Here is a 10,240-nt window from a genome sequence, read left to right on the forward strand (position 1 = left end):
CATGTCGTAGCTCGAGACGCGCGACAGCTTGTCGCCCGGCACGTTCTCCATCATCGCGAGATTCCACCCTGTGCTGAAGACCTCGGCGCCGGCCCCGGCGAGGAAGGCCGCGATGGCCAGCAGCACCACCGCGGGGTGGACTCCGAGCACGGTCAGAGGGATCGCGAACGCGGCCATGCCGATCATGCCGTAGCGCAGCGGACGCTTCAGCGGGAACCACATCAGGACGAGGGTCATCAGCAGGATGCCGACGCCTTCGGCGCTGACCACCCACCCCCACCCCGCGATTCCGAGCCGTTCGTCGTTCTTGGCGATGTACGGGCCGACGACGCCCCAGGCGCCGATGTGGATCGCGTTCATCACCATGAAGGCGAGCACGATCACCCACAGCCAGGTGCGGCTCCAGAACTCCTGCCATCCGACTCTGAGGTCGTGGAACATCGTCGTTCCGCCCGCATGATCAGGAGGGGGGAGCCTGACCATCGCCAGCACGGGGATCGCGATGATCCAGCCGATCGCCTGCACGACCATGGCCCAGGCAGGACCTGCTGCCGCGACGACGATGCCGGCGATGATCGGGCCGCCGATGGTGGTCGCCGAGCGCACGAACGACAGCATCGCGTTCGCCTGCTGCAGGTGCTCGGCGGAAGCGAGCTGCGGGATGATGCCCTGCATCGCCGGCAGGACGAAGGCCGTGGAGGCACCGTTCAGCACCGACAGCAGGGCGAGCAGGGGAACCGTCGCGGTGCCGCTGAAGAGCAGCGCAGCCATGGCTCCGACGGTGAGGATGTCGATGACGTAGCACGACTGGATGATCAGTGCGCGAGGCAGCCGGTCGGCGATCACTCCGCCGAACAGCAGGAAGACGATGTTGCTGATCGTGAATGCCGCGAGCACGAGCGACAGGGAACGCGCGTCGTTGTCGATCTCGAGCACCGCGAAGGCCAGGGCGATCGATGACATCGATCCGGCGATCAGCGTGATCGCGCGGGCGAGGAAGAACCAGCGGAATCCTCGGTCCTGCATCGCGGCGAGGGCGCGGATCATGACGGCGCCTCGCTTCTCTGCATCCGTCAATCCTGCCACTCCGACCCGGTGGCGCTGGCCTCAGTAGCTGGCGCTGGCCTCAGTAGCTGGCGCGGGTCGCACCGTCGGATGCAGGGATGAACCGGGAGGCGAGAGCCTCGGATGCTCGCGCGAGCATCGCCACATCGGCGCCGACCGCCACGAATTCCGCCCCGGCAGCGATATAGGCATCGGCGGCGGACGGGTCGAAGGCGTTGACGCCCACGGGCTTTCCCGCGGACTTCACCGCGTCGAAGACCCGCTCGACGGCGCTGACGACGTCGGAGTGGGTCTGCTGACCGAGGAGCCCCATCGATGCCGAGAGATCGGAGGGGCCCACGAACACGGCGTCGACGCCGTCGACCCCGGCGATGTCTGCTGCGGCCTCGACCCCCGCGGCCGTCTCGATCTGCACCGTCAGCGAGGTGTGCTGTGCGGAGTCGCGCAGGTAGCCGTCGATCCGGTTCCACCGAGCGCTGCGCGCGAGTGCGCTGCCGACGCCGCGAACGCCCTCGGGCGGATAGCGGGTCGCCGCGACAGCCGCACGCGCCTCGTCGGCCGAGGACACCATCGGCACGATGAGATTCTGCGCGCCGAGGTCGAGGACCTGCTTGATCGCCACCGTGTCGTTGGACGGCACCCGCACGACCGGGGTGATCGGGTACGCGGCGACGACCTGCAGCTGCAGCAGCGTGGACTCGAGCGTGTTCGCCGAGTGCTCCATGTCGATGAGCAGCCAGTCGAGGCCGGATCCCGCAGCGACCTCGGTCACGAGCGGGCTGCCGGAGCACGCCCACATGCCGATCAGCGCACGGTCGGCGGAAGCGAGCTGCTCGCGGAAGGAGGGGCTCAGATGAAGCGGCATTCGATCGTTCCCATCGGTCCGTAGTCGCACAGCACGTGATCGCCGCGCGACACCCACATCGGGCGTGTGAACGATCCTGCCAGGATGATCTCCCCGGCCTCCAGACGCGCGCCGTGCTGGTGGAACTTGTTCGCCAGCCACGCGACACCCGTGGCGGGGTGACCCAGCACACCGGCCGCGACGCCCGTCTCCTCGATCTCCCCGTTGCGCGAGAGCACGCCGGGCACCCAGCGAAGATCGATCTCGTCCGGGCGCTTGTGCACGGTGCCGAGCACCATCGCGCCGTAGGCCGCGTTGTCACTGATCGTGTCGACGATCGTGCGTCCTTCGAGCTCGATGTGCGAGTTCAGCACCTCGAGCGCAGGCACCGCGTAGTCGATCGCCGCGAGGGCGTCGTCGAGCGTGCAGTCGGGACCCTCGAGCGGATGCTTCAGCACGAAGGCGAGCTCGACCTCGATCCGTACGTTCGAGAAGTGGTCGACCGGGATCTCGGCGCCCGATTCGTACACGGTGTCGTCGAACATCACGCCGTAGTCGGGCTCGGTGATGCCGGTGGCCTGCTGCATCGCCTTGGACGTCAGGCCGATCTTGCGGCCGACCAGTCGGCGCCCCGCGGCGATCTGCGAGTCGCGCCACACCCCCTGGATCGCATACGAGTCCTCGACCGTCGCTTCCGGATAGCGCGCGGTGATGCGCGGGATCACGGAGTGGTTCCGGTCGGCCTCGGCGAGCTCCGCGGCGATCTGCGCGACGGTGTCTGCGGACAGCATCCGTGTCTCCTCTGTGTCTGAACCTGCGGGCGAATCGATCAGAGCTGGTGGCCGAGCTTGTACTCGCCCTGCTTGTACTCGGGCATGCCCTCGTCGTCATCCGGTCGCGTGTACGAGAATCCGTCGGCGCCGATCGTGACGGCCATCTCGGAGCTGTCGGTGCGGGCGATGACGGGCTGCGGGTCGCCGTCGAGATCGAGCACGAGCGAGGCCTCGGTGTACCAGGAGGGCACGACCGGGTTGCCCCACCAGTCACGACGCTGGTTGTCGTGCACATCCCAGGTGATGACGGGGTTGTCGGGGTCGCCCGTGTAGTAGTCCTGCGTGTACACCTCGACGCGGTGCCCGTCTGGGTCGCGCAGGTACAGGTAGAACGCGTTCGAGACGCCGTGGCGGCCGGGTCCGCGCTCGATCGCGTCGGAGCGGCGGAGAGCGCCGAGCTTGTCGCAGATCGCGAGGATGTTGTGCTTCTCGTGCGTCGCGAAGCAGACGTGATGCATGCGGGGGCCGTCGCCGCCGGTCATCGCGGTGTCGTGCACGGTGGGCTTGCGGCGCATCCAGGCGGCGTACACGGTGCCCTCGTCGTCCTGGATGTCCTCCGTCACGCGGAATCCCAGATCCTGCATGAACTTGACGGCGCGGGGCACATCGGGGGTGACCTGGTTGAAGTGGTCGAGACGCACGAGCTCGCCGGGGATGTGCAGGTCGTACCGCCACGACATCCGCTCGACGTGGTCGGACTGGTGGAAGAACTCGATCGGGAAGCCCAGCGGGTCGACCACGCGCACCGAGTCGCCGACGCCCTTGACGAAGCCTTCGGGGTTGCGGCGCACATCGCAGCCGAGTTCTGTGTAGAACGCCACCGCGAGGTCGAGATCGGAGGCGGAGCGCACGCGGTACGAGAACGCGGCGACCGCGGCGATCGGCCCCTTGCGCAGCACGAGGTTGTGGTGGATGAACTCCTCGGTCGAGCGGAGGTAGATCGCCTCGTCGTCCTCTTCCGTCACGTACAGCCCGAGCACGTCGACGTAGAACACCCGAGAGGCTGCGAGGTCGGTGACGACCAGCTCCATGTAGGCGCAGCGCAGCACGTCAGGCGGCGTGCTCTCGGGGGTCGGGACCGGGTTGTCGGTCTGGATCGGAGCCTCCTGGCTCACGTAGTAGCCCGAGGAGGTCAGCGTCTTCGCAGTCTTGTCGGTCATGGCAGCGTCCTTGCTCAGTTCTTGCCGAAGGTCGGGTTGTGGGCACCGCCGAGCGTGATGTGCACGCTCTGCTGGTCGGTGTAGAAGTCGATCGAGCGGTAGCCGCCCTCGTGGCCGAGACCCGAGGCCTTGACTCCGCCGAACGGTGTGCGGAGGTCCCGCACGTTGTTGCTGTTCAGCCACACCATGCCGGCCTCGACGGACTGTGCGAAGTTGTGGGCGCGTTTCAGGTCGTTGGTCCAGATGTAGGCCGCGAGCCCGTACTTCGTGTCGTTCGCGAGAGCGAGGGCCTCAGCGTCGGAGTCGAACGGCGTGATCGCGACGACCGGGCCGAAGATCTCCTCCTGGAAGATGCGAGCGTCGGGGGAGACGTCGGCGAACACCGTCGGGGCGACGAAGTTGCCCTCCTCGAATCCCTCGGGGCGTCCGCCGCCGGCGACGAGGCGACCCTCGGTCTTGCCGATCTCGACGTAGCTCATCACCTTGTCGTAGTGCTCGGGGTGCACGAGCGCGCCGACCTCGGTCGCGGGGTCGTGCGGGTAGCCGACCTTGACGCGCTTCGCCTGCGCGGCATAGCGCTCGACGAACTCCTCGTAGATCGATCGCTCGACGAGGATGCGGGATCCGGCGGTGCAGCGCTCGCCGTTGAGCGAGAACACACCGAAGATCGTCGCGTCGACCGCGGCCTCGAGGTCGGCGTCGGCGAACACGACGGCGGGGGACTTGCCGCCGAGCTCCATCGACAGGCCCTTGAGGAACGGGGCGGCGTTGCCGAAGATCAGCTGCCCGGTCGAGCTCTCGCCGGTGAACGAGATCAGGGGGACATCGGGGTGCTTCACGAGGGCGTCGCCGGCGTCTTCGCCGAGACCGTTCACGAGGTTGAAGACGCCCGCGGGCACCCCTGCCTCTTCGAAGATCCCCGCCCAGAGAGACGCCGAGAGCGGAGTGAACTCGGCGGGCTTCAGGACCACCGTGTTGCCGGTGGCGAGCGCGGGGCCGAGCTTCCACGACTCGAGCATGAACGGCGTGTTCCACGGCGTGATGAGGCCGGCGACGCCGATCGGCTTGCGGTTGACGTAGTTCATCTGCTTGCCGGGCACCTTGAACGCGTCATCGGACTGCGCGACGATCAGGTCGGCGAAGAAGCGGAAGTTCTCGGCGGCGCGACGTGCCTGGCCGAGGGCCTGAGTGATCGGCAGGCCGGAGTCGTACGACTCGAGCTCGGCGAGGCGGGCGTCGCGCGACTCGACGAGGTCGGCGATCCTGTGCAGCACGCGCGAGCGCTCGCGGGGGAGCATCCGCGGCCAGGGGCCCTCGTCGAACGCGCGCTTGGCTGCCGCGACGGCGAGATCGATGTCGGCCTTCTTGCCCGCGGCGGCCGTCGTGTAGGTCTTGTTCGTCACCGGGTCGAGCACATCGAACGTGTCGCCGTCGACCGAGTCGACGAACGCGCCGTCGATGTAGTGCCGGATGTGGTCCGGCAGGTCGGCGGGGATGCGGGAATCGGTCATGACTCGTCTCCTGGGTTGTGGTGAGAACGTGCGTGGAGGGCATCGAGGAAGGCATCCCTCGTGCGCAGGCGGTGGTTGCGGGCGGCGAGCTCGATCTCGAGCGGGTCGGCGCCCGCACGGATCAGCTCGAGGATCTGCGTGTGCTCTTCGACGGAGTGCTGAGCTCTGCCGGGGACATAGGCGAAGGTGGAATCCCGGATGCCCGAGAGTCGCGCCCATCCGCGATGCACGAGATCGAGCAGGTGCGGATTCGGGCACGGTTCGAACAGCAGCGAGTGGAACTGCCGGTTGAGTTCGGTGAACGCGTGGGCGTCGAGGTGGCCGAGCATCTGCGTCATCCGCTCGTTGACTGCTTCGGCGGCGTCGAGCATCCTGTCGTCGAGCAGCGGAGCCGACAGCGCGGTCGCCGCGCCCTCGACCAGCCCGAGCGTCTGCATGGTGTGCGCGTATTCGCTCTCGTCGACCAGCGTGACGCGGGCGCCGACGTTGCGCTCGAACGTCACGAGGCCCTCGGCTTCGAGCCGGCGGATGGCTTCGCGCACCGGCACGACGCTCATGCCGAGCTCTTCTGCGAGCGAGCCGAGCACGAGACGGTAGCCGGGGCCGAAGGTGTGCCCCGAGATCCGAGAGCGGATCCACACGTACGCCTGCTCGGACTTGCTCGAACTCCCGACGGTGGTCACGATCGCGGCCGGCTGTCGGATGCCGTTCGGGTCGCCGCGTCGTACTTCTCCCGCCACGCGGCGTTGAGGGGGAACAGTCCGTCGACGGGGTGACCTGCGGCGACCTGCTCGGCGATCCAGGCGTCTTCGACCTCCTGGGCGAGCGTGTCGTCTGCGACCTGCTCGGCGAGAGCGGGCGGGATGACGATGACGCCGTCGCTGTCGCCCACGATGATGTCACCGGGCTGCACAGTCGCGCCGCCGCACGAGATGGTCACGTCCGACGCCCACGGCACGTGCTTGCGTCCGAGGACAGAGGGGTGGGCACCCTGCGAGAAGACCGGGAGTCCGATCGCGGCGACCGCGTCGAAGTCGCGCACGCCGCCGTCTGTGACGACGCCGGCCGCGCCGCGGGCGCGTGCACGCAGCGCGAGGATGTCGCCGAGGGTTCCGGTGGTCGCGTCGCCCCGGGCCTCGATCACGATGATCTCGCCCTCATCGACCGCATCGAAGGCACGCTTCTGCGCGTTGTAGCCGCCGCCGTGGCTCGTGAACAGGTCCTCACGGAAGGGGACGAAGCGCAGCGTCTTCGCGGTGCCGACGATCTTGCTGCCGGGGATGTTCGCGGCCACGCCGTCGATGAAGCACGCGTGGTGGCCGCGTTTGCGCAGCTGGGCCGAGAGGCCGGCGGTCGGCGCCTCGAGCAGCTTGGCGCGCAGCTCGGGGGAGAGTGCGTGTGCAGCCTCGGTCTCGACAGCCGGGAGCCCCGCCTCTTCGCGGGATCCCCACGCCTCGGCGCGCTGCAGATCGTCGACCATGGGAAGCGATCCGATCTCTGCGTCGAAGGGCACGTCGCCCTGCGTGACGGTCGTCACCAGGCGTCCGGACGAGGGCGAGCCTTCGGCATCCGGAGCATCGACCTCGATCTCGACCACGTCACCGGGCACGATCACCGACGAGCCGGCGGGCGTACCGGTGAGGATCACGTCTCCGGGTTCGAGCGTGAAGTGCTGAGAGAGATCGGCGACCAGCTGGGCGAGCGGGAAGATCAGCCCCGCCGTGGTGTCGTCCTGTCGCAGCTCGCCGTTGACCCAGGCTCGCACGCGCAGAGCCGCGGGGTCGACGGAGCGGGCGTCGATGAGCTCGGGGCCGAGGGGGGTGTAGCCGTCGCCGCCCTTGGAGCGGACGTTGGACCCCTTGTCGTTGGCGCGCAGGTCGTAGAGGCCGAGGTCGTTCGACGCGGTGACCCAGCCGACGTGGTGCCAGGCGTCGTCGAGAGCGACACGTCGTGCCGCGGTGCCGATCACGAGGGCGATCTCTCCCTCGAAGGCCAGCAGCTCGGTGCCGGCGGGGCGCTCGACGGTGCCGCCCGAGATGCCGACCGAGCTTGCCGGCTTGAAGAAGTAGGAGGGGGTGGCGGGCCTGCGGCCCCGCTGATCGGCACGTGAGGCGTAGCTCAGGTGGATCGCGATGATCTTGCCGGGGCGGGTGATGGATGCCGTCACGGGGCGCCTCCTCGCGCTGTCGTCGACACCTTGTGCGTCGTATTCGAAATCATATATCATCGTGTCACCCCTCGGCAAGCAACTCGAGTCACCTCGGACGCAAGCCGTGACAATGCGGTCACAATCAAAGGAGACACCCCTATGAGCGGGCAGTCACAGGCTGGGTTCACACCCACCGGAACCATCGCGACGCCGGCCGATCGGCGCCGCGTCGTGTTCGCCACCGTCGTCGGCACCACGGTCGAGTGGTACGACTTCTTCATCTACGCGACGGCCGTCGGCCTGGTGTTCGGCCAGCTCTTCTTCGAGCCGCTCGGCGCGAACAGCGCCCTGATCGCGTTCGCCACCGTCGGCGTCAGCTTCCTGTTCCGTCCGCTCGGCGCGTTCCTCGCCGGCCACTACGGCGACAAGCTCGGCCGAAAGACCGTGCTCATGTGGACCCTGATCCTCATGGGTGCGGCCACCGCGCTGATCGGACTCCTGCCGACCTACCAGGCGATCGGCATCGCCGCACCGATCTTCCTCGTGCTCCTGCGCATCATCCAGGGCATCTCGGCGGGTGGTGAGTGGGGTGGCGCTGTGCTCATGGCGGTCGAGCACGCGCCCAAGGCCAAGCGCGGGATCTTCGGCGCATCACCGCAGGTCGGTGTGCCGCTCGGACTGCTGCTGGCGTCGGGCGTCATGGCGCTGATGACCGTGATCGCCCCCGGAGACCAGTTCGCGATCTGGGGCTGGCGCGTCCCGTTCCTGCTCAGCGTCGTGCTGATCCTCGTCGGCTACTACGTGCGCCGCAAGGTCGAGGAGAGCCCCGTCTTCACCGAGCTCGCCGAGCGCAAGGAGAAGGCGAAGATGCCGATCGTGCAGCTGTTCAAGAAGCACCTCCTGCTCGTGATCATCGCGGCCTTCGTCTTCGCGGGCAACAACGCCGTCGGCTACATGACCACCGGCGGATACATCCAGGGTTACGCCACCAACCCCGACGGCGCGATCGGCCTCGAGCGCGGCCCGGTTCTCTGGGCGGTGGCAGGGTCGGCCGTGACCTGGCTCCTGACGACGCTGCTGGCAGGATGGGTGTGCGACCGGATCGGACGCCGCACGACGTACATCATCGGCTGGGGGATGCAGCTCGTCGGTGTGTTCACCCTGTTCCCGCTGGTCAACACGGGCGAGATCGGTCTGCTGTTCGCGGGACTCGCGATCCTCACGATCGGACTCGGTTTCACCTACGGCCCTCAGGCGGCGCTGTACGCGGAGCTCTTCCCTGCGAGTATCCGCTTCTCGGGCGTCTCGATCTCGTACGCGATCGGAGCCATCGCGGGCGGTGCCTTCGCTCCGACCATCGCGACCGCCATCGTCGACAAGACCGGATCGACGCAGGGCGTCACGTGGTATCTCGCGGGCATGACCGTGCTGGGCCTCATCGCCACACTGCTGCTGCGCGATCGCTCGGGCATCCCGCTCGGCCCGGACCATGAGGAGGAGCAGTCGGTGAGTCCGATCCGCGGGTTCGCGAAGGTCTGATCCTCCGCTCGTATCCGTCGAGAACGCACGTCCGCGAAAGCGCGGGCGTGCGTTCCGTCTGCCGGGGGTCAGCCGTCGAGTGCCTCGCGAATGGCGGACGCCGACTGCTGCAGCCGAGCGGCGATCTCGGCGTCTTCCAGATCGGTGGCCACATGGACGACCGCGATCGCCGCGGGGCGCTGACCGCGCAGCGCCAGGGGCACCGCGACCGACTGCACGGTGGGGATGACCTCGTCATGGCTCGTGGCGTACCCGCGAGCGCGGGCCTCATCGACGTCTGCGCGGAGCGCGACGCTCGTGTCGCCCGGCCATTGCGAGTGGGCGAGCTGCGTGAGGATCGCCTTGCCGGGAGCGCCGACGGTGACCGAGTGACGGGCGCCCGGGCGCTGCGCGACGCTCGCGATCGCGTGGCGGGGCTCGATGCTCGCCAGAGTGATGCAGTCGTCGCCGTCGAGCACGCCGAGGAAGCAGGTCATGCCGAGCTCGTTCGCGATGGCCGTGAGCTCGGGCAGAGCTTCTGCCTGCAGGTCGTGCGCGACGCCTGCCGCGAGAGCCGCCATACGCGGACCGAGGGTCACGGCACCGGATCCGTCGCGTCCGACCAGACGGTGATCCTCGAGCGTGCGCAGCAGTCGGTAGGCGATCGACCGGTGCACATCGAGTCTGAGAGCGATCTCGTCGATCGTGAGCGGAGTGCGCGCGTCGGCGAGCACTTCGAGGATGCGGATGCCGCGGCTGAGGGTCTGCGAGGCGGGGGTGCCTTCGGGCATGAGTGCGCTTCCTTGCGTTTCGGGAGGACCGTCTCTAAGCTGTGTTCAATAGTAGAACGTCGTATTCGAATATAGAACACGATTGGTTCGACGGCAACACCCGACAGTGACGTCCGGAAGGAATCGACGACGATGCAGTTCCACCACCACGGCTATGTCTCAGGAGACCCGCGCGTGAAGGACGCCGCCGGTATCGGCGCCGAGCGCCCTGCAGACCTCCCCGACGAGATCGACGTCCTCATCGTCGGCTCCGGCCCCGCCGGCATGCTCCTCGCCGCGCAGATGTCGCAGTATCCCGGTATCCCCACGCGCCTCATCGAGAAGCGCGCGGGGCGTCTGGTGCTCGGGCAGGCCGATGGCATCCAGCCG

The 10,240-nt window shown here is 68.1% G+C and carries 10 protein-coding genes; 2 read left to right on the forward strand and 8 right to left on the reverse strand.

Annotated elements, in window-relative coordinates:
- From J7E68_RS03865 to J7E68_RS03895, 7 genes are all read right to left on the reverse strand, one after another.
- On the reverse strand, positions 1-1,047 hold a 1,047-nt coding region (locus J7E68_RS03865), incomplete at its 3' end, for an MFS transporter (RefSeq protein WP_215170014.1).
- 79 nt (positions 1,048-1,126) lie between these two features.
- Positions 1,127-1,930, reverse strand: coding sequence for an HpcH/HpaI aldolase/citrate lyase family protein (locus J7E68_RS03870; protein WP_215170016.1), 804 nt, complete (start codon positions 1,928-1,930; stop codon positions 1,127-1,129).
- Positions 1,915-2,700, reverse strand: a complete 786-nt coding sequence (locus J7E68_RS03875) for a 2-keto-4-pentenoate hydratase (RefSeq protein WP_215170019.1) — start codon at positions 2,698-2,700, stop codon at positions 1,915-1,917. Before J7E68_RS03875 ends, J7E68_RS03870 begins: the two co-directional genes overlap by 16 nt.
- 38 nt (positions 2,701-2,738) lie before the next feature.
- Positions 2,739-3,902 (reverse strand): 3,4-dihydroxyphenylacetate 2,3-dioxygenase, encoded by a 1,164-nt coding sequence (hpaD, locus tag J7E68_RS03880; RefSeq protein WP_215170021.1) that lies wholly within the window; start codon positions 3,900-3,902, stop codon positions 2,739-2,741.
- A 14-nt stretch (positions 3,903-3,916) separates the two neighbouring features.
- The gene (hpaE, locus tag J7E68_RS03885; RefSeq protein WP_215170023.1) at positions 3,917-5,413 is read right to left on the reverse strand and encodes a 5-carboxymethyl-2-hydroxymuconate semialdehyde dehydrogenase; all 1,497 of its coding nucleotides are present in this window, start codon (positions 5,411-5,413) and stop codon (positions 3,917-3,919) included.
- Entirely contained in the window at positions 5,410-6,096 is a 687-nt protein-coding gene (locus J7E68_RS03890) for a GntR family transcriptional regulator (RefSeq protein ID WP_215170025.1), read from the reverse strand. Before J7E68_RS03890 ends, hpaE begins: the two co-directional genes overlap by 4 nt.
- A complete protein-coding gene (locus tag J7E68_RS03895) occupies positions 6,093-7,640 on the reverse strand; it encodes a fumarylacetoacetate hydrolase family protein (protein WP_215170027.1) in 1,548 nt (515 codons plus the stop codon). The genes J7E68_RS03890 and J7E68_RS03895 overlap by 4 nt, the downstream gene beginning before the upstream one ends.
- 81 nt (positions 7,641-7,721) lie before the next feature.
- Here J7E68_RS03895 and J7E68_RS03900 point away from each other — a divergent pair, with 81 nt between their 5' ends.
- Positions 7,722-9,101, forward strand: a complete 1,380-nt coding sequence (locus tag J7E68_RS03900; protein ID WP_215170029.1) for an MFS transporter — start codon at positions 7,722-7,724, stop codon at positions 9,099-9,101.
- A gap of 68 nt (positions 9,102-9,169) precedes the next feature.
- Here J7E68_RS03900 and J7E68_RS03905 read toward each other — a convergent pair whose 3' ends face one another.
- Positions 9,170-9,871 (reverse strand): IclR family transcriptional regulator, encoded by a 702-nt coding sequence (locus J7E68_RS03905; protein WP_215170030.1) that lies wholly within the window; start codon positions 9,869-9,871, stop codon positions 9,170-9,172.
- A 132-nt stretch (positions 9,872-10,003) separates the two neighbouring features.
- Between J7E68_RS03905 and J7E68_RS03910 the strand changes: the two genes are divergently transcribed.
- A partial coding sequence (locus tag J7E68_RS03910) for an FAD-dependent monooxygenase (RefSeq protein ID WP_215170033.1) occupies positions 10,004-10,240 on the forward strand: 237 nt, incomplete at its 3' end.

Origin of the sequence: Microbacterium sp. ISL-103 (genome assembly GCF_018613995.1) — a bacterium.
Classification (GTDB): Bacteria; Actinomycetota; Actinomycetes; order Actinomycetales; family Microbacteriaceae; genus Microbacterium.

Excerpts from the sequence above, each read along its gene's own strand:
- hpaD (WP_215170021.1), bottom strand. The coding sequence starts at position 3,902 with ATGACCGACAAGACTGCGAAGACGCTGACCTCCTCGGGCTACTACGTG.
- J7E68_RS03870 (WP_215170016.1), bottom strand. The coding sequence starts at position 1,930 with ATGCCGCTTCATCTGAGCCCCTCCTTCCGCGAGCAGCTCGCTTCCGCC.
- J7E68_RS03900 (WP_215170029.1), top strand. The coding sequence starts at position 7,722 with ATGAGCGGGCAGTCACAGGCTGGGTTCACACCCACCGGAACCATCGCG.
- J7E68_RS03875 (WP_215170019.1), bottom strand. The coding sequence starts at position 2,700 with ATGCTGTCCGCAGACACCGTCGCGCAGATCGCCGCGGAGCTCGCCGAG.
- J7E68_RS03895 (WP_215170027.1), bottom strand. The coding sequence starts at position 7,640 with ATGATATATGATTTCGAATACGACGCACAAGGTGTCGACGACAGCGCG.
- J7E68_RS03905 (WP_215170030.1), bottom strand. The coding sequence starts at position 9,871 with ATGCCCGAAGGCACCCCCGCCTCGCAGACCCTCAGCCGCGGCATCCGC.
- hpaE (WP_215170023.1), bottom strand. The coding sequence starts at position 5,413 with ATGACCGATTCCCGCATCCCCGCCGACCTGCCGGACCACATCCGGCAC.